This is a genomic window from Legionella sp. JM-2024 (assembly GCF_055389095.1).
This window is the reverse complement of sequence record NZ_AP039388.1, coordinates 640,265-657,500: the sequence shown is the minus strand read 5'-3', so window position 1 is coordinate 657,500 and position 17,236 is coordinate 640,265. Positions and strand designations below refer to the sequence as shown.

The following is a 17,236-nucleotide window of genomic DNA, read 5'->3' as shown; positions in this document are numbered from 1 at the left end:
ATTATATTGAAGATAAAATGGTTGGTGTTGGCGATATTCTGGCTGTGACCTATACCAATCGTGGTAAAACCTATCAAGCAATTCGTCATATAAATACTCATGGTGACCAAGAATATTTTACTCCTCAAGGCACGAGCTTTAAGAAAGCCTTCACCCGCTATCCAATAAAATTTAGTCACATAAGTTCCACATTTGCTTTATCGAGATACCATCCCGTTCTACGTTACAGAAGAGCGCATAAAGGTATCGATTTAGCAGCTCCAATAGGCACCCCAATTCATGCTACTGGAGATGGAGTGATTACTATCATTGATAGGCATAATGGCTATGGAAATATGATTAAAATTAAACATGATAAAACATACAGTACTATTTATGGCCATTTACTCAAGTTTCAGAAGGGGCTTTCAAGAGGTAGTAAAGTAAAACGAGGTCAGGTAATCGGCTATGTAGGTCAAACTGGTCTAGCAACTGGACCTCACTGTCACTATGAACTTCATGTTAATAATCAACCAAGAAACCCAACGACGATAAGTTTGCCTACTGCCTCTCCAGTACCTACGAAAGAACTGGCTGCATTTAAAGCAAAAGCCAGCACACTTTTAGCGCGTTTAAAACTTTTTGAACAAGCACAACTAGCCAGCAAAGGAAAAAAGAATATTGATGTAGGGTAAACAGTTCGATTTGAATCATTATCTCCACACATCAAGTATCTTGAAAAACAATTGAAACGATCAGAACAAACATTCTCAGGACTTACGAAAAACTCCAAACTCTTTAAGGATAATCTGCGTTTAATGACCTGGATGAAATTGCAAGTTTTATATCGAATCCAAATTAATTATCATCTAAATAAATAACGACAAATTAAAACCGAGGTAATGATTCCTGCCAAATCAGCCAATAATCCTGCAGGGATAGCATGTCTGGTTCTTCTGATTCCTATTGATCCAAAATAAACAGCTATCACATAAAAAGTGGTTTCAGTACTTCCCATCATTGTTGCAGCAGTTTTTGCTATAAATGAATCACCACCAAACTTATGAATCAATTCTGCCATTACTCCCGTTGATGCACTCCCTGAGAAAGGTCTGACAAGTGCTAAGGGTAATAATTCAGAAGGCATTCCTATCATAGCTAAAACAGGGGACAGAAGCTGATTCATTAAAGAAAAAAATCCTGAAGCCCTTAACATTCCAATAGCAACCATCATTGCAACTAAATAAGGTATAAGACTAACACTCACATCAAAACCTTGTTTTGCACCAATTATAAAAGCATCAAATACGTTTACTTTTTTAAATGCAGCATACGCAGGAATACCAACAATGAAAATTAAGAACATCCAATTGGATAAATGGTTAGCGAATCCGCTCATAAGCTATCGGTCCTTTCAATTTTAAATCTTGGTAATTTAGCTAATTGCCTTACAGCCACTATCGCTACAATCGTGGAAACAGTGGTGGCAATCAAAGAGCTAAAGATAACGCTACTGGGATTTGTACTTCCGTTTGCAGCAAGAAATGCGATGGCGGTAGCGGGAATTAGTTGAACACTCGAAGTATTGATTGCTAAAAAAGTACACATGGAATTGGTTGCGACTTTCAAATTTTGATTAAGACTCTGAAGTTCTTTCATTGCCTGCAATCCGAAAGGAGTTGCGGCATTAGCAAGACCCAACATATTTGCAGCAATATTCATTACTATTGCACCCATTGCAGGATGTTCAGAGGGTATATCTGGAAATAGGCGTTTTAATATTGGCTTGAGTACTTTACCCAGGATAGCAACCAACCCAGATTCCGTTGCAATAGACATTATTCCTAACCATAAAGTCATTATTCCTGCTAAACCAAGTGCCAGTTCAAATCCTAGTTTGGCTGAGTCAGTAACTGCTCGTACCACTTCATCGATACGCCCTTCAATAATACCGACGACTACTGAAACCAATATCATTCCTAGCCATATTAGATTGAGCATTATTGCCTCCAGCCTCTGAAAAAGGTTAATATATAACCAAAATCAGGTTTATAATACAAATTAGGGCTTATGAAATACACTCTAGCTTCCTTAAAATACCTACTATGTTTCGCTTGTTTTATTACCAGCATCCCCAGTTATAGCGTTAACTCAACTACTATTGATGAGCAAGCCGATACGGGATTGGTTCAACCCACCACCCAGCTTGCTGGTAATTCAGCCACTATTGAAGAACAAGCGAATTTCTCAATTAAGAAACTATATCATACACTTAATGCCATGCCGAACACTTCTATGGCAGATAGAATAGACCAAATCAGTGCATACTTTAAAGGAACAAAATACATACTCGGCTCTTTGGGTGAAGGCCCCAATGCCCGCTATGACCAATTTCCCAGGTATCGAGTTGATGGGTTCGACTGTGATACTTATGTCAATACAGTACTGTCTTTAGCTTTGGCTAATTCTCTGGAGTCATTCCAGGAATGTTTAAAACATACTCGCTATAAAAATGGAAAGGGATCCTACATAAACAGAAATCATTTTACTTCTATTGACTGGAATAACTCTAACCAGCAAAGAGGTTTACTTAAAGACATCACTTTATCAATCAAAAATGAACAAAAACAATCAGTTGCTCTATTTGCCAATGCATTAATTAACAAACCTGACTGGTATGAACATAAAACAATCGACACCATACGATTAAGCAAAGAGGATAAAAATGAACAAGAAAAACGTTTGATGGAATTAAAAACCAAAGGGAAAAAACTGGAAACGACTCTTTCTAATGTCCCTTATATTCCTTTCACCGCTTTATTTTCAGAAAATAAACCCAATTTTTATCTGTTTTCGCAAATCCCTAATGGAGCTATCATAGAAATTGTTAGACCTAATTGGGACTTACGTAAACAAATAGGAACAGCATTAGATATTTCTCATTTAGGCTTTGCAATCTGGATTAACAATGAATTGTATTTCAGGCAAGCTTCTTCTCAATATGGTAAAGTAGTTGATGTTCCATTAATTGATTACCTTAACAAGGCGCGAAGTAGCCCAACCATAAAAGGAATTAATGTTCAGGTAGTCTTACCCGCGAAACCTGTTTCAAGTGGATGCAGGCTCTTTGATGTTCAATAAATTAGGCAAACCATGATATTTAATCTCTTATTGTTAATTCATATTTTGAGTGGCAGCACCAGCATGTCCTGTTCTTTAGCGGCTATTGCCACTAAAAAAGGAAGTGCCCAACATAAACGCTATGGCCGTTATTTTTTCTACGGAATGACCGGCGTTTTTATTACCGCAATACCTATGTCCCTAATCAAAAAAAACCTGTTTCTATTTTTAATTGCCCTTTTTAGTTATTATTTAGTATACAGTGGAAAAAGATATGCTCGACGCCATGACAATATAATTCCAATATCAGATTGGATTGTTTGTTTCAGTATGATCGCCGCTTCTTTAATCATGGTAGCATTGGGAATATGGAATTTTAACGTCAATGATTCCCAATCTATAGTACTTATTGTGTTTGGGCTCTTAGGCATGAGCTTTAGCTTGAATGACGCAAGGCTATATTATAAGAAATCTATCTCTAACTCTATTCGTATTACCAGGCATCTTGGAGCAATGCTGGGTGGTACCATAGCAGCTTATACTGCCTTTTTAGTAACCAATATAAATTTTAGTCAACCAATTTTTCTATGGCTAGGCCCAACAATCGTGGGAACTCCGATTATCATCTATTGGACAAGGAAAGTTGAAAATAAAAAAGGCTTATTTGGAATAAAATAAGCCTTTTGAGACATTATTTCTTTATTTCAGCAGTATTTTTTTTAGCTTCTTGCACAAGACTTAACATGGCTTTTTCAATAATTTGAAAAGATTTTTGCATATAATCCAAAGCCTTGTGGCCGTTTTCAACAGCAAGATTAATTTGTTTTTCTAACATTTCCTCAGGTTTTTTAACTTGAGCTAATTCATCTGGTTTTAAATAGCTTAAACCTTGTAGGGTTTTAACATTCAATTCCGCTATGGCTTGGAAAGGTTCTTGTATTTTTTTAGCCATTTCGCTCCATCTTTCAAAATTGTATTGGGTCATGGTATTCTCCGTTATGTTGCATTGCACAATATAATATTAGACCTTTTATTGATTATTTGTCAACATATTATCTAATTTTTTTTTGCAATGCACCAAAATATCTACTGACTATCTTATTTTAGTATTTTTGTGCGTTTATTAGGATATTTCAGTAATAGTTGAATTGATCATTGTTCGACAGCTTAGCCCAACTTACTTTGATATAGGGATAGAGTGAAATAATTCTTTTTAAACTTTAAACATTTTTTGCCATTGCCCCATTATTTTTTGCATTTGCTTGTTCCAAGCTTCAGTGGCTTGTTGATAAGGATTATTTTGTAAAGGTTTATCCATAACCTGAAACATTTGTTCCATCATTTCCTTAAAAGAAACATGCATTGGATGATTAGCTAAGGAAATGATTTGACGTAAAATTTCAGAGGATAAAAATTGAGTCGGGCCTGCTTCCATTTCGACTATGATCTGCAATAGGATAGAATTGGTTAGATCCTTTCCTGTCTCAGAGTCCTCTATTTTAAAATCGATACCATCTACTACGTATTTTTGTAGCTGATCCACAGTAATGTATTGACTAATCTCGGTATCATATAGTCTTCGATTTTTATATTTTTTTATCAGGCGAGTCATTGTCTTCTCAGGTATTAAATTTAAAAACTTAATCACAAACTACCATGCAAGATTACTATTTTACATTTCAACTCATTAATAATCTCGCTTGGTATGTCTGAATTGATTTTAAATTAAATAAATTAATACATATGCAAACCACCATTAACACTAAGATTTGCTCCAGTGATGTAACGACTTTTTTCACTAATTAAAAATTCAATGGCCCAAGCAATTTCCTGGGGCTCAGCTAATCTTTTTGCCGGTATTAAATTGATAATCCCATCAAGAATATCTGGTCTAATACCTTTCATGAGACGAGTATTGACATAGCCCGGAGAAATACTATTGACGGTAATATTTTTTATCATTAATTCCTGGGCAAGACTTTTGGTAAATCCATATACTCCTGCTTTTGAAGCAGCATAGTTCGCTTGAGAAAATTGCCCTTTCTGGGCATTAACCGAGGACACATTGACTATTCGACCGGACTCCTGTGCTTTCATGCTTTCAACAACTTGTTTAGTCACATTAAACATGCCATCAAGGTTGACACGCAATACTTCATCCCATTGCTTTTTAGTCATTTTAGTAAATACTGCATCTCGAGTAATTCCTGCATTATTAATCAACACATCAATGCTGCCAAATTTTTCGATAATTAATCCTATTACTTCGCTACATTGTTCATAATCAGTAACATCCATATGCCTGAATGTAACATTTTTATACCCCTGCTCCTTCAAGTCTTGAAGCCAAGCTTGCCCTTGATCATTAGAGATCAAATCCAAAGCAATGACATGTTTAAATGTTGAATCTAATTGTTTAGCAACAGCCGTACCTATATCGCCAGTACCACCGGTAATCAATACAACGTTATTATTCAGCATGAATTTCTCTTTTAGTTTCTCTCTGTCTCCAATTCATGAGTTGAAATGGAAGCCTATTTTATATTTATAAATAACAAATTATGGGCAGTCACTATATCAAAGGACCAAAATGTATTGTCAACATTTGATGTACGTTCACAAAACAATCCAGAAACTTTATAGAGGTAAATAACACCCTGGCTACATGTATTGACCTCCATTGACATCCAGGTTTGCTCCAGTAATAAACCCACTATCTGGCGACGCCAAAAACGCAACCGCATCAGCAATTTCTCTTGGATATCCTAATCGACCCACTGGGATACTAGATATGATTGAATTGAGCACTTCTTCTTTCACTGCAGCCAACATAGGGGTTTCAATATACCCTGGTGAGACAGTATTTACTGTAATACCTTTACTTGCTACTTCTAATGCAAGACTCTTGGTAAAACCAAATAATGCCGCCTTGGTTGAAGCATAATTGCATTGACCAAATTGTCCTTTTCTCCCATTAATTGAAGAAATACTAACTATACGTCCATATCCTCTTTCCAACATGACTGGAACCACATTCCGTGTCATATTAAATACACTAGTTAAGTTCGCATCCAAAACCTGTTGCCATTGCTGAGGCGTCATTTTCCGCAAACTACAGTCTTTGGTAATACCTGCGTTATTAACCAAAACATCTATTCGCCCATAACGCTCCATAACAAGAGAGATTATTTTTTCACAATCACTGTATTGGGCTATATCGCCATAAACAATATCAATGTCATAACCAAATTCTTTTTGCTCATCTTGCCATTTTTTGGCTTCCTCATGTCTTCCATCTTTGTAGTAGCATGCCACTACTTGATAACTATCAGCCAAACGCTGACTAATGGCAGAACCAATACCACCTGTCCCCCCAGTTACAATTGCTATCATTCTATCCATCGACAACTCCTTTTGTTGCTAGGTAACATTACTACAATCCAATTTCACTTACTTGTCAATGCCATCTATATGATACTAAGTTGACAATAATAATTCAGCTATTTTATTATTGAGTATTATTTGGTCAGTACAAACATGGAATTTAACACATGGAAACCTCATTAAAACAATGGGAAATGGACAACAAAAAAGGATTGCAACCACCTCATACAGCATGGCCAACTCTAAGTCTCTTTTTCCTTGCTTGCAGTATGTTTACTTTCTCAATCTATTCAACCATTCAAATTTCAATGCCTGTAGGACTAGCTCTTCTCTGTAATGCAATAGCTCAATTTATGTTATTTACGGTACTTCATGATGCATCGCATCGCTCCTTGTCACAAATTCAATGGATAAATGAATCACTAGGCTCAATCTCTGCATTTATATTATCTCCAATAGCAGGTATACGTGTTTTTCGCTTTATACATATGCAACATCATCGTTTCACCAATGAAGGAGGGGGCAATGACCCTGATGAATGGTGTGGTAATGGGAGAAAATGGACCTTACCATTACGTTGGGTTACCTTGGATTTACACTATCTTGTGTGGTATTCAAAAAAATGGAACACTCGCCCGGCAAAAGAAAAACAAGAACTTTTTATTACTTCTCTAGCAGGTGTCAGTTTGATTAGTCTTTTAATATTTAAAGGCTATTTGTTATGGACCTTGCTTCTCTGGATAATTCCAGGGCGAATTGCTACCACATGGCTAGCTCTGGCTTTTGATTTTCTTCCTCATTATCCTCACGATGTGAAAGCCAGTGATAATGAATTTCGAGCTACTTCAATTAAACCTTATGCTGCAAAAATAATGTCTCCATTATTTCTTTGCCAAAATTTGCACCTTATCCATCATCTTTATCCTCGAATTCCTTTCTACAAATATCCTTGGGTATGGAATTCAGCCAAAAAAGAATTAATAACAGCTGGAGCTAGGATCGTGAAATGGAATGGGAAAGAAGTGTTATATCCTCAGGAATTAAAAAACCTATTTTAGGACTTAAATAATGGTAAAAATTACTCGTTGGATATCTATATAAACCAATTAAAAATTCTTGCTGAACGAAATTGTTACTACCATTGAAGTGATATTGATGTTTAATGATGACAAAACTCTATTCATCTATGCATGTCATCCCGAACAAAGTGAGGGATCTGTTTTGCGTAGCAGCATGCTACATAATGGAATTCCCTCACTTTGTTCGGGATGACATTCTGCTTTTTTCTTTAGTTAATGTGAGTTCGAAGCAGAGAGAGTTTTTTAATTCAATAATTTCACAAGTATTTACCAGCTCACAATGATAATAATTTAATCAATAGGTGCGATATTAAACTAAAATAACTTGATATTGATCTGATGTTAATAACAGCTGATTTGCATTAAAAATGGAATAAAGATACTCTGAACCCGCTTTTAATTAAGCATCGTGTATCAGTGTTTCTTTACTATTGGAAACGATATTCATCGAATGAGGGTATTATGTTTAATAAATTTCTAGTTACAACACTATCAATAGTTTCAATAACTCTTTCACAACATGGCTTTGCTAAAGATGATTCCTGTGAAGTTCAAGTGGCTGTTTCCAGTCCTCCTGTTCAACTTGATCAAAGTGTTGCATTTAATATAACTAATGACGATGGGATTAGTAAGTCAATTATTTTACAAGGAGGCAGCTCTCCTAAAATTATAGGAAAATTAATTTGCTCCCCTCTGCCTTATACTATCAGCGCTACTAGATATTACACATCACCAAGTTTCACTGCTAATCGTGCCCAACCCATTGGTGAATGCGTACTGAAAGCTGGAAATGTTATATTGAATGGTTCCAACAATAGCGTTGCTGTTGTTTTCCCCAATGATTTTATATGCCACCACTAGAATATAGGTATCATATAATTGGGAGTGAAAACACTTCACTCCCTGGTATATACAGGTACATACCCTTTCAGTTGTTGAGCAAATTGCTTTAACACCTCAAGGCCAGACTCCTCGGCTTGGCGACACCATTGCTGTAATGCTTCTACTAATTCTTTTTGAGTCGTTGCGGTTTTCAACCAAACATTTTGTAACGATTGCTTGTAAGAATAAACCACTCTCAATTGTTCGCGAGCATCGAGCAATCTTTGCAAACGAGTTTTAGCTTTTGTTGATAAAAGTTTATCCTCTCGACGCAGTAACCTACCTGCCCGTTGAAACAACTTTTTATCTTCTTTTGTTTCAATACTGGTGTTTTTTTCATACTTCAAAATAGGCCTGATGACATTCTTATAGTAATTGGACATCACTTGAAAACGATTTGAAATAACCGCTTTAACTGTATCCAGATCCACATGGAATTTTCTTTCATCCATAGCCAATTTGGGGGGTAATTTTTTCACTTTAGCCAATCTAAAAAAAGAAAGAATGCGAATATACATCCAGCCAATATCAAACTCCCACCATTTCACTGAAAATTTGGCAGAGGAAGCAAAGGTGTGATGATTATTATGTAACTCTTCTCCACCGATCCAAAATCCCCAAGGAATTATATTGGTAGCAGCATCAGGGCATTCAAAATTCCTGTATCCCCAATAGTGACCGATACCATTAACTACTCCTGCAGCAAAAAGCGGAATCCAAATCATTTGAATTGCCCATATTGTTATTCCAGGAATTCCAAAGAAAAATAAATTCAGTAGTAACATCAGCAAAATGCCTTTGCTTGAATGACGAGAATATACCTTACGCTCTAACCAATCTGTTGGTGTGCCATGAGAATATTTGGCAACCATATCCCTGTCTTTACGTGCCTCTCTATAGAGTTCGGCACCCTGCCAAAATACCTTCCTAATCCCTTCAACCACAGGACTATGAGGATCACCTTCGACATCCGTTGTTGCATGGTGTTTACGATGGATAGCAACCCAATCAGCAGTAACCATGCCTGTGGTTAACCATAACCAAAAACGGAAAAAATGACTGACGATAGGATGTAATGTTAGCGCTCTATGAGTTTGATTCCTATGAAGATAGAGTGTAACAGATGCTATTGTGATTTGAGTCAGGATAAAAGTTGCAAGAACATATCCCCAAAAAGACAGGTCTAAAAAGCCGAATACCATAATAACCCCACATTGTACGGAATTATAAAAATATCTATACTTTAAAGATAAATGTGTTTTATCCCTAAGTTATAGAATCAATATATACATATATATGTTTAATGATAACACATTTTTTATCATTTCATTGCATGATTTCATCATGTAGTCGATAATAAATTTAATCATCTTATTTTATTAGGATAAAAATATGAGCGATAAAGTTCAGAAATTGATTGAAAATATTGTACCTTTCATAGTATTTGGTGTTGCTATCGCATTATTCATAGCCTTATTGTTTATGTTTTTTTATGTGGCTATTTGGGGCATCATTATTGGGGGAATACTCTGGCTTGGAGCATTAGCTAAAGAATATTTCTTTCCAAGTAAATCAAATCAAAAAGAACAAGGTAGAATTATAGAACATGATGATAAAAAATAATGCCTGAACTACCTGAAGTCGAAACAACAAAGCAAGGTATTAAACCCCATCTGGAAGGACATATCATTTCTGCAATTCAAATACGTAATCACAAACTCCGGTTACCCATTCCGGTAAATATTGATGAATTATGCAGAGGGAAGCAAATAACTGCCATTCGACGCAGAGGAAAATATCTCTTGCTTCACCTTAACCAAGGCTACATTCTCATCCATCTTGGAATGTCCGGACATTTGCGTATTGTCCCCCACACAGCAAGCTATCAAAAACATGATCATATTGAACTGCTAATGAACAACGGACTTGCTCTAAGATTTTGCGATCCAAGACGATTTGGTTTATTTATTTATATAGATGAAAATCCATATCAACACCCTCTCCTCTCTCATTTAGGGCCAGAACCCCTTTCCGATGATTTTAATAGCGAATACTTATTGCATAGAGCCACCAATAAATCACAACCCATCAAATCGTTCATCATGGATAGCCGAGTTGTGGTGGGAGTCGGCAATATTTATGCAACAGAGAGTCTTTTCCTTGCCAAAATACATCCAAACACTTCTGCAAAAAAAATTAGTAGCAAGGAGTTTAACTCACTAACCGGGCACATCAAAAAGATACTTCAATCCGCCATAGAAGCAGGAGGAACGACACTTCGTGATTTCTATTCCTCTGATGGTAAACCGGGGTATTTTAGTTTTTCTTTACAAGTTTATGGCAGGAAAAATATGGCTTGTTTGGAATGCGAAAATAAAATAGAAACTATTGTAATTGCTGGACGGCACTCCGCATTTTGTCCACATTGCCAACCAATCATTGCATAATATATGTGATAAAATGACCATGGATAACAATTTTTATTTCCCAATAAATTCCAATATTGTGACAAAAGGTTAAATTATGGACATCAACAGACTTAAAAAAGCAGAATCTGATTTTATGGAAAGATATCCTGGGGGATTCAACCATCCTGAAATGGTTGAAATTGGTAAAAAACATAAAATGGGCAAGATGGTTGCTTTGGCTCAAGAAAGTTTTGCTAAACAACACTTTAAAAACCCTGATGACATCACTAATGCCATGGTAAAGATTGTTACTCAATCCTCTATGATTTCAATATTTGAAAAGCCTAAATTTAGGGATTTTATTAAAAGGATCCCTTCAAACGATAAAGCACTCATTGCAAAAGGATTAAAAGAATTGTTGCATGGAAAAAAACAAGAAGGTTTTGAAGAGCTTCTTTTTCAATTCCAAAGCGCAAAATTGGCAAAGTGGACTTTGATGACCATTCTTCAGGCTTACTATAATCCTGAAATAGATGTGTTTATAAAACCTATGACCACTAAGAATATCATTAAAGAGCTGAATCTTGATCTCGTATACAATCCGACACCTTCCTGGGAGTTCTATGAATCTTATAGAAACATCATTAATCAAATGAAAGCGAAAGTTGAAAAATCTCTAGCGCCCAGCAATGCGGCATTTTGTGGTTTTTTGATGATGAGTTTAGAGTATCGTTAAGTCTTATACAGCGTGTATCAAGAAAAGCTGGTTCAGAAGTATATCTGAGCCACAGCTCATGGGGCTTATCAAGACAAGAAAGATTATTTCATTGAGCGGGTGATGGGAATCGAACCCACGCTATCAGCTTGGGAAGCTGAAGTTCTACCATTGAACTACACCCGCAAAACAACTTAACTCTTTCGTAAATATTAAGGTATCATCTTCTAATTATTGGTTCAATTGCTGTGCTTCATTATATTAGCCTTAACAACCCCAAATAAAAGGATAGGATAAATTTAAAAATAATCATATTATTCTTGAATAATAACACTTTGGGATATCATTTTGATTCAACCATTAATCATTGATGAAAAACTGGTTTGTCGTTTAATAGCCTCTCAATTTCCTCATTACTCTAATCTACCTGTTAGCCCTGTTGCTGTCAGTGGATGGGATAACAGGACTTTTCATCTTGGAAAACAAATGCTTGTACGACTTCCCAGTGCTGAGGAATATGAGTTGCAGGTTGAAAAGGAGCAAACGTGGCTCCCAAAGTTAGCTCCTTTCCTGCCTGCTCCCATCCCCATGCCTTTGGGAATGGGCATGCCTGGTGAAGGATATCCATGGAAGTGGTCCATTTATCGTTGGCTTGAAGGTAAAACCATTGCTTCTGCCAATTTATCTGCTTTGAATGAAATAGCAAAGGATCTGGCAGAGTTTCTCACCGCCCTTCATCAAATTGATGCAACAGGGGGTCCTGAATCCGGCTTTCACAGCTTTTATCGTGGTGGGGACCTGAAAATTTATGATCCCGAAACCCGACAAGCCATTGATTGTTTAAAAGGAAAAATTGATACAGACCATGCCACTGACATTTGGAAAACCGCTCTGACTACCTCTTGGCAAAATACGCCCGTTTGGGTACATGGTGACATCAGCGCAGGTAATCTTCTGGTTAAAAATAGCAAACTATGCGCTGTTATCGATTTTGGGCAGTTGTCAGTTGGTGATCCGGCCTGTGACCTTGCTATTGCATGGACCTTATTCGAAGGAGACAGCAGAAGAATCTTCCATGAAATGCTTCCTTTGGACAAGGACACTTGGGCTCGTGGTCGAGCATGGACTTTATGGAAAGCATTAATCGTAGCAGCAGGCATTGCAGATACAAATGCCGTAGAAGCCCAAAAATCCTATCGTATTATTGATGAGTTATTGTTAGCTGAGTTATAAACCTATCCCATACCATCCAATTTAAATAGAGAGAATTATTGCCCTGAAGACAGTGATATGCTAAAAAATAACTTCTCCGGACGAGACGCGCCGTACCCGGTTAAGACAAGACGACGCCTTTAATCATTTAAAAAGGAGTCGTCATGCTATTACCATGGCTTTGTTTATTTTTCGCTGGACTTTTGGAAGTCTGTTGGGCTGTAGGTTTAAAATATACCGACGGTTTTTCGAAATGGGTACCAAGCCTATTTACAGGTATTGCACTGGTTGCCAGTATGTTTTTATTAGCGAAAGCTACCCAAACATTACCTATTGGAACTGCGTATGCGGTATGGGTAGGGATCGGTGCCCTCGGCACAGCCATTATGGGAGTATTACTCTTTCAAGAACATCTGTCTGTTTTCCGCCTGCTATTCCTTACCTTACTGTTCATTTCCATCTTTGGTCTAAAATACACCGCTTGAATGGTACAGAGAAATACAGTCATGAGGAGGTTTTTTCATTACCAACAAGTTAAAATCTCTTCTTGCACGCCTTCATTCGAAATGCATTGGAATCTATATTTGCCAAAATGCATTTTTTATAAAAACAGCCCCATTTCAGGTAAATTATTAAAATTTTGAATCGTTCCAGTATGCTTCAACTTGTTGTATGATGACCCTCTAATAATCCCATGCGCCGTAACAATGAAAATAAGCCGATTAAAAACTTTTTGGACAATTACCAGTTTATTTTATTACACAGGTGTTGCTTGCACCCGGTCTATATTTAAATATCTTTTTAGTACCCCCACGAGGCCATGGGTCGATCACGTCATTCATCATTGGGTTGACCAACTTTTAAACGCCGTTAAAGTAGAATATAAAGTTATCAACCCCCATAATGTTCAGCCTCAGCCTGGAAAAGCAACGATTCTTATGTGTAATCATTCTAGTGCATACGACATACCCTTAGGATTTAAAGCCTTTCCTAATAACTCCATTCGCATGCTTGCCAAGCGAGAACTTTCCAAAGTCCCTCTTTTAGGAAAAGGGATGGCTGCCGCGGAATTCCCTTTTATTGATAGAAAAAACAGATTTCAAGCTATAAAAGATCTGGAGTATGCCCAGCAGTTGATGGAAAGTGGCATTATTCTCTGGATTGCCCCAGAAGGAACTCGATCAAAAGACGGTAAACTTGCACCATTCAAAAAAGGTGGATTTATTACTGCCATACAAGCGAAAGCGACCATAATACCTATTGGAATTCGAGGTGCTTTTGATATCCTTCCTGCCCGTACTTTTAATATCCATTTGAATCAAAAAGCTGAAATACACGTTGGTAAACCTATCGATGCTTCTCAATTTACGGCCGAAAATAAAGATGAATTGATTGACCAAACATATCGATCAATAAAAGAGTTAACAGGAGAAAAATAAAAGGATTAACAATCCTTAATAATTTACTCCATACCCATAAGCCATATTAACAATCGCAGCAGCTAAACCAATGTGTCTCGGATCAGAAGCCGCTGTTAATACATTGCTTTCCTTATCCCAGGTAATCGCCTGCATGTCACCATAATACTGCTTTAACGGCATTAAATGGTACCCCATAGCCTGTAACCCCTTTTGAATTGGAGCAGGGAAGGTATCTGGCTCAAATTGCAAAACATCTGGCAAATATTGGTGATGAAATCGCATCGCTGAAACCATACTGATGGCTCCATATCCATCATAAAATGATAATGTCGCAAGTAAAACCATAGTAGGAATTCGGCTGCCTCCAGGTGTTCCTAAAATGGCTACTCGACCTGGCATTTCCAGAAAAGTAGGTGTCATACTGGACAAAGGTCTTTTTCCTGGGGCTATGGCATTCCGATGACTTCCTACTAAACCAAAAACATTTTGCTCACCAACCTTGGAAGAGAAATCGTCCATTTCATCATTCAATAATACACCAGTGCCTTTCGCTACCACACTTGAGCCAAAAATGTAATTGATTGTCAGTGTTGCAGAGACTCGATTACCTTCCGCATCAATAATTGAAAAATGTGTGGTATTTGAATTTTTCCCAATGGGAATTGAGCCTTGTAAGATTTTACTGTCTATGGCTTTATCAGGTGAAATTAAACTGCTCAATTGTTTTGCATTATCCGAAGAAACTAATTTATCAAGAGGTACCTTGATAAAATCGGGATCTCCTAAAAATTGATCTCTTTGCCAATAAGCCAATTTCATTGATTCAACGACGTAATGCACCCATTTTGTTTTAGGAAATGAGGGCAAAGGGAACTTGGATAATATATTCAACATAGTCACTAGTGCCACACCCCCAGCAGAAGGCAAGGGTGCTGTAATAATTAACATATTGTGATAAGCACTAATTAAAGGCTCCCTCACTTTAATCTTGTATTGAGCCAAGTCATCGAGAGTCCAAATACCGCCAGCCGCATTGACTCCTTGAACCAAAAGAGTCGCTGTTTCTCCTGAATAAAATCCTTCACTGCCATGTTTAGCAATCAGAGTTAGGGTTTTTGCCAAATCTTTTTGAACAAGCCTCTCTCCAATTTCAAAAGGCTGCCCATTTTTTAAAAAAATAGCTGCTGTATCGGGATATTTCTTCAGGTTCTCTAATCTATCGCTCAGAGTAGAAAAATACCTGAGTTGAGGATCTACAGGAAAACCTTCTTCTGCTAATTTAATAGCTGGAGCTAATGTTTTACTAAGAGGAAGAAGGCCATATTTCTTTGCTATATAGACCATAGCGGCAGGTTGCCCTGGGATAGCAGCAGCCAAACCGCCATTTAAAGATAGGCCAGGGATTACATGGCCATCAGAACTCAAATACATATCCTCACTTGCTGCCAAGGGAGCAACCTCCCTACCATCAATAAACAGATTTAAATGTTCTTTTTCCTGGTGGAGCAGCCAAAAACCACCTCCTCCAAGTCCTGAATGATAGGGCTCTACTACGGCTAAGGCAGCTGCTACCGCAACTGCTGCATCAAAAGCGTTTCCTCCTGCTGCTAAAATCTCCAATCCAGCATTAGTTGCCAGAGGATGGGCACTTGCTACCGCGTAGCCGAATGGATGTGTCGGGAACGTTTTTGCATTAACTTGGGAAATACTACAAATTAATAAAAATAAACCATTCAACCATTTATAGTGACGTTTCATTCTGTCTCTTCTTTAATTCTTTAACTACGCACGGAGGGACAAATTGGGATACATCCCCATTTAAAGCGGCAATTTCACGAACTAAAGTAGAAGAAATATACATCAAATGCTCTGCAGGGGTTAAAAATAAGGTTTCCACCTTTTTAGATAGTTTTCTGTTCATTCCAGCGAGTTGAAATTCGTATTCGAAATCAGAAACTGCTCTCAATCCTCGCAAAATAATACCCGCATTTTGTTCCAGAACGAAGTCAATTAACAAATTATCAAAACCTATTACCTTCACACCAGGTAATTGTCCAATTGATTCCTCTAATAAACTAATTCTTGTTTCCAAAGATAAATACGGACGCTTGGCCTTATTACTAGCCACAGCTACTATCAACTCTGGAAAAATAGTGCTGGCTCGAGTAATAATGTCCACATGACCATTAGTTACCGGATCGAATGTTCCTGGATAAATTGCTTTTTGTTTCATCTTGTTAAATTACCAATTGCATATGGAAGCAGTCTAGCGTATTGTAAATTGAAAAACTATAAAAAAATGGAATTGAGGTCAGCAATGAAAGCAATAAAACATTTACCAATACTATTAATTTGCTTTTTAACGGCGTGTGCCCCCCCACGACCCTCAGAAGAGCCGCCTACAAACCGAGAAATTCCTCTTGAGGAGCGTAAAGCTGAAACAGCTACTGTTTCTTCGTGGGAGATAAAAGGTGCAATGGCTGCGAAAACCAAAGCAAAAGGCTGGTCTGCTACTATGAATTGGGTGCAACAAGGTGCCGGATCCTACCAAATTCGTTTAATGGGTCCTTTAGGTGGTGGGACTGTCCTTATCACCAAGAAAGGCGGCACCATTACATTTCAAGATGGTCCCAAAACAACGACATCAACTAACGCCGATGAATTACTGTTAAAACAAACTGGTATCAGACTACCTGTGAACAATTTATACTACTGGGTGAGAGGATTACCAGCACCCGGTGGAGTTCAATCAGAAAAGCATGATCAATACAACCACTTGGTACAATTAAAACAAAGTGGTTACACTATTGATTTCACTAAATATACTTCTGTAAAAGGAATAGACTTACCGAGTATGATTCGTCTTGAAGGAAATGGTATTATGGTCAAGGTAGTGATTAAGAATTGGATTGTATAAATCGATTCTTGTAATTTATTTGCTTTCTAAAGTTGACATCGCTAAAAAACCGCTGCAAAATACGCAGCACATTGCAGGGATGAATACTATTTTTAAGCTCATGGATGACTAAGAATCTA

At 37.3% G+C, this 17,236-nt stretch carries 21 protein-coding genes, 1 tRNA gene and 1 riboswitch (1 of these 23 only partly in view); of the genes, 12 read left to right on the top strand and 10 right to left on the bottom strand.

Going from position 1 to position 17,236, the window contains the following annotated elements; translation table 11 throughout:
- On the top strand, positions 1 to 674 hold the final stretch of the coding sequence (locus ACZ5EK_RS02975; RefSeq protein WP_464431327.1) for a peptidoglycan DD-metalloendopeptidase family protein. The gene continues 769 nt to the left of window position 1, outside the view; the window shows 674 of its 1,443 coding nt (coding positions 770-1,443); its start codon lies off the left edge, out of view; the stop codon is at positions 672 to 674.
- 170 nt (positions 675 to 844) lie between these two features.
- Here the strand turns inward: ACZ5EK_RS02975 and ACZ5EK_RS02970 are convergent, their stop codons facing one another.
- Together ACZ5EK_RS02970 and ACZ5EK_RS02965 are read right to left on the bottom strand one after the other, a co-directional pair.
- Positions 845 to 1,378, bottom strand: coding sequence for a spore maturation protein (locus ACZ5EK_RS02970; RefSeq protein WP_464431326.1), 534 nt, complete (start codon positions 1,376 to 1,378; stop codon positions 845 to 847).
- On the bottom strand, positions 1,375 to 1,980 hold the full coding sequence (locus ACZ5EK_RS02965) for a nucleoside recognition domain-containing protein (RefSeq protein WP_464431325.1): 606 nt from the start codon (positions 1,978 to 1,980) through the stop codon (positions 1,375 to 1,377). Before ACZ5EK_RS02965 ends, ACZ5EK_RS02970 begins: the two co-directional genes overlap by 4 nt.
- A gap of 69 nt (positions 1,981 to 2,049) precedes the next feature.
- Here ACZ5EK_RS02965 and ACZ5EK_RS02960 point away from each other — a divergent pair, with 69 nt between their 5' ends.
- Together ACZ5EK_RS02960 and ACZ5EK_RS02955 are read left to right on the top strand one after the other, a co-directional pair.
- Entirely contained in the window at positions 2,050 to 3,120 is a 1,071-nt protein-coding gene (locus ACZ5EK_RS02960) for an N-acetylmuramoyl-L-alanine amidase-like domain-containing protein (RefSeq protein ID WP_464431324.1), read from the top strand.
- Between the two features lie 12 nt (positions 3,121 to 3,132).
- A complete protein-coding gene (locus ACZ5EK_RS02955) occupies positions 3,133 to 3,777 on the top strand; it encodes a hypothetical protein (protein WP_464431323.1) in 645 nt (214 codons plus the stop codon).
- A 13-nt stretch (positions 3,778 to 3,790) separates the two neighbouring features.
- On the opposite strand, the gene ACZ5EK_RS02950 is transcribed toward ACZ5EK_RS02955, so the two are convergent.
- The 4 genes from ACZ5EK_RS02950 to phbB (ACZ5EK_RS02935) all read right to left on the bottom strand — a co-directional run bounded on the left by ACZ5EK_RS02950 (position 3,791) and on the right by phbB (ACZ5EK_RS02935) (position 6,501).
- The gene (locus tag ACZ5EK_RS02950) at positions 3,791 to 4,084 is read right to left on the bottom strand and encodes a phasin family protein (RefSeq protein ID WP_464431322.1); all 294 of its coding nucleotides are present in this window, start codon (positions 4,082 to 4,084) and stop codon (positions 3,791 to 3,793) included.
- Positions 4,085 to 4,312: 228 nt separating this feature from the next.
- Positions 4,313 to 4,711 carry a polyhydroxyalkanoate synthesis regulator DNA-binding domain-containing protein gene (locus ACZ5EK_RS02945; RefSeq protein ID WP_464432439.1) on the bottom strand — a complete coding sequence of 133 codons (399 nt, stop codon included), beginning with the start codon at positions 4,709 to 4,711 and terminating at the stop codon, positions 4,313 to 4,315.
- Positions 4,712 to 4,833: 122 nt separating this feature from the next.
- Complete coding sequence (gene phbB / locus ACZ5EK_RS02940) at positions 4,834 to 5,580, bottom strand: acetoacetyl-CoA reductase (RefSeq protein WP_464431321.1); 747 nt, start codon at positions 5,578 to 5,580, stop codon at positions 4,834 to 4,836.
- 180 nt (positions 5,581 to 5,760) lie between these two features.
- Positions 5,761 to 6,501 (bottom strand): acetoacetyl-CoA reductase, encoded by a 741-nt coding sequence (gene phbB / locus ACZ5EK_RS02935; protein ID WP_464431320.1) that lies wholly within the window; start codon positions 6,499 to 6,501, stop codon positions 5,761 to 5,763.
- 149 nt (positions 6,502 to 6,650) lie between these two features.
- On the opposite strand from phbB (ACZ5EK_RS02935), the gene ACZ5EK_RS02930 reads away from it, so the two are divergent.
- A complete protein-coding gene (locus ACZ5EK_RS02930) occupies positions 6,651 to 7,541 on the top strand; it encodes a fatty acid desaturase (RefSeq protein WP_464431319.1) in 891 nt (296 codons plus the stop codon).
- Between the two features lie 483 nt (positions 7,542 to 8,024).
- Positions 8,025 to 8,423: a hypothetical protein gene (locus ACZ5EK_RS02925; protein WP_464431318.1), complete on the top strand. Its 399-nt coding sequence runs from the start codon at positions 8,025 to 8,027 to the stop codon at positions 8,421 to 8,423.
- Between the two features lie 35 nt (positions 8,424 to 8,458).
- Here ACZ5EK_RS02925 and ACZ5EK_RS02920 read toward each other — a convergent pair whose 3' ends face one another.
- Positions 8,459 to 9,646: a DesA family fatty acid desaturase gene (locus ACZ5EK_RS02920; protein WP_464431317.1), complete on the bottom strand. Its 1,188-nt coding sequence runs from the start codon at positions 9,644 to 9,646 to the stop codon at positions 8,459 to 8,461.
- A 190-nt stretch (positions 9,647 to 9,836) separates the two neighbouring features.
- On the opposite strand from ACZ5EK_RS02920, the gene ACZ5EK_RS02915 reads away from it, so the two are divergent.
- The 3 genes from ACZ5EK_RS02915 (at position 9,837) to ACZ5EK_RS02905 (ending at position 11,588) form a co-directional block, all read left to right on the top strand.
- The gene (locus tag ACZ5EK_RS02915; RefSeq protein ID WP_464431316.1) at positions 9,837 to 10,067 is read left to right on the top strand and encodes a hypothetical protein; all 231 of its coding nucleotides are present in this window, start codon (positions 9,837 to 9,839) and stop codon (positions 10,065 to 10,067) included.
- Positions 10,067 to 10,891, top strand: a complete 825-nt coding sequence (gene mutM / locus ACZ5EK_RS02910) for a bifunctional DNA-formamidopyrimidine glycosylase/DNA-(apurinic or apyrimidinic site) lyase (protein WP_464431315.1) — start codon at positions 10,067 to 10,069, stop codon at positions 10,889 to 10,891. The genes ACZ5EK_RS02915 and mutM overlap by 1 nt, the downstream gene beginning before the upstream one ends.
- Before the next feature lie 76 nt (positions 10,892 to 10,967).
- Positions 10,968 to 11,588 (top strand): hypothetical protein, encoded by a 621-nt coding sequence (locus tag ACZ5EK_RS02905; protein ID WP_464431314.1) that lies wholly within the window; start codon positions 10,968 to 10,970, stop codon positions 11,586 to 11,588.
- A 94-nt stretch (positions 11,589 to 11,682) separates the two neighbouring features.
- Here ACZ5EK_RS02905 and ACZ5EK_RS02900 read toward each other — a convergent pair.
- Positions 11,683 to 11,753 (bottom strand) — tRNA-Gly (locus ACZ5EK_RS02900).
- Between the two features lie 165 nt (positions 11,754 to 11,918).
- Between ACZ5EK_RS02900 and ACZ5EK_RS02895 the strand changes: the two genes are divergently transcribed.
- The 3 genes from ACZ5EK_RS02895 to ACZ5EK_RS02885 all read left to right on the top strand — a co-directional run bounded on the left by ACZ5EK_RS02895 (position 11,919) and on the right by ACZ5EK_RS02885 (position 14,218).
- Positions 11,919 to 12,800 carry an aminoglycoside phosphotransferase family protein gene (locus ACZ5EK_RS02895; RefSeq protein WP_464432438.1) on the top strand — a complete coding sequence of 294 codons (882 nt, stop codon included), beginning with the start codon at positions 11,919 to 11,921 and terminating at the stop codon, positions 12,798 to 12,800.
- 54 nt (positions 12,801 to 12,854) lie between these two features.
- Positions 12,855 to 12,920, top strand: a riboswitch (guanidine-III (ykkC-III) riboswitch).
- A 23-nt stretch (positions 12,921 to 12,943) separates the two neighbouring features.
- Positions 12,944 to 13,264, top strand: a complete 321-nt coding sequence (locus ACZ5EK_RS02890) for a DMT family transporter (RefSeq protein ID WP_464431313.1) — start codon at positions 12,944 to 12,946, stop codon at positions 13,262 to 13,264.
- Positions 13,265 to 13,486: 222 nt separating this feature from the next.
- A complete protein-coding gene (locus ACZ5EK_RS02885) occupies positions 13,487 to 14,218 on the top strand; it encodes a lysophospholipid acyltransferase family protein (protein WP_464431312.1) in 732 nt (243 codons plus the stop codon).
- A 15-nt stretch (positions 14,219 to 14,233) separates the two neighbouring features.
- Here the strand turns inward: ACZ5EK_RS02885 and ggt are convergent, their stop codons facing one another.
- A complete protein-coding gene (ggt, locus tag ACZ5EK_RS02880) occupies positions 14,234 to 15,958 on the bottom strand; it encodes a gamma-glutamyltransferase (protein WP_464431311.1) in 1,725 nt (574 codons plus the stop codon).
- A complete protein-coding gene (gene coaD / locus ACZ5EK_RS02875) occupies positions 15,942 to 16,433 on the bottom strand; it encodes a pantetheine-phosphate adenylyltransferase (RefSeq protein ID WP_464431310.1) in 492 nt (163 codons plus the stop codon). The genes ggt and coaD overlap by 17 nt, the downstream gene beginning before the upstream one ends.
- Positions 16,434 to 16,517: 84 nt before the next feature.
- Here coaD and lolB point away from each other — a divergent pair, with 84 nt between their 5' ends.
- A complete protein-coding gene (lolB, locus tag ACZ5EK_RS02870; RefSeq protein ID WP_464431309.1) occupies positions 16,518 to 17,117 on the top strand; it encodes a lipoprotein insertase outer membrane protein LolB in 600 nt (199 codons plus the stop codon).
- Positions 17,118 to 17,236: the final 119 nt, after the last annotated feature.

Coding starts and splice junctions, on each gene's coding strand:
- ACZ5EK_RS02945 (WP_464432439.1), bottom strand. CDS start 4,711: ATGACTCGCCTGATAAAAAAATATAAAAATCGAAGACTATATGATACC.
- ACZ5EK_RS02920 (WP_464431317.1), bottom strand. CDS start 9,646: ATGGTATTCGGCTTTTTAGACCTGTCTTTTTGGGGATATGTTCTTGCA.
- ACZ5EK_RS02960 (WP_464431324.1), top strand. CDS start 2,050: ATGAAATACACTCTAGCTTCCTTAAAATACCTACTATGTTTCGCTTGT.
- ACZ5EK_RS02925 (WP_464431318.1), top strand. CDS start 8,025: ATGTTTAATAAATTTCTAGTTACAACACTATCAATAGTTTCAATAACT.
- coaD (WP_464431310.1), bottom strand. CDS start 16,433: ATGAAACAAAAAGCAATTTATCCAGGAACATTCGATCCGGTAACTAAT.
- ACZ5EK_RS02970 (WP_464431326.1), bottom strand. CDS start 1,378: ATGAGCGGATTCGCTAACCATTTATCCAATTGGATGTTCTTAATTTTC.
- ACZ5EK_RS02930 (WP_464431319.1), top strand. CDS start 6,651: ATGGAAACCTCATTAAAACAATGGGAAATGGACAACAAAAAAGGATTG.
- ggt (WP_464431311.1), bottom strand. CDS start 15,958: ATGAAACGTCACTATAAATGGTTGAATGGTTTATTTTTATTAATTTGT.
- ACZ5EK_RS02905 (WP_464431314.1), top strand. CDS start 10,968: ATGGACATCAACAGACTTAAAAAAGCAGAATCTGATTTTATGGAAAGA.
- mutM (WP_464431315.1), top strand. CDS start 10,067: ATGCCTGAACTACCTGAAGTCGAAACAACAAAGCAAGGTATTAAACCC.
- lolB (WP_464431309.1), top strand. CDS start 16,518: ATGAAAGCAATAAAACATTTACCAATACTATTAATTTGCTTTTTAACG.
- ACZ5EK_RS02950 (WP_464431322.1), bottom strand. CDS start 4,084: ATGACCCAATACAATTTTGAAAGATGGAGCGAAATGGCTAAAAAAATA.
- ACZ5EK_RS02885 (WP_464431312.1), top strand. CDS start 13,487: ATGAAAATAAGCCGATTAAAAACTTTTTGGACAATTACCAGTTTATTT.
- phbB (WP_464431321.1), bottom strand. CDS start 5,580: ATGCTGAATAATAACGTTGTATTGATTACCGGTGGTACTGGCGATATA.
- ACZ5EK_RS02965 (WP_464431325.1), bottom strand. CDS start 1,980: ATGCTCAATCTAATATGGCTAGGAATGATATTGGTTTCAGTAGTCGTC.
- phbB (WP_464431320.1), bottom strand. CDS start 6,501: ATGGATAGAATGATAGCAATTGTAACTGGGGGGACAGGTGGTATTGGT.
- ACZ5EK_RS02915 (WP_464431316.1), top strand. CDS start 9,837: ATGAGCGATAAAGTTCAGAAATTGATTGAAAATATTGTACCTTTCATA.
- ACZ5EK_RS02890 (WP_464431313.1), top strand. CDS start 12,944: ATGCTATTACCATGGCTTTGTTTATTTTTCGCTGGACTTTTGGAAGTC.
- ACZ5EK_RS02955 (WP_464431323.1), top strand. CDS start 3,133: ATGATATTTAATCTCTTATTGTTAATTCATATTTTGAGTGGCAGCACC.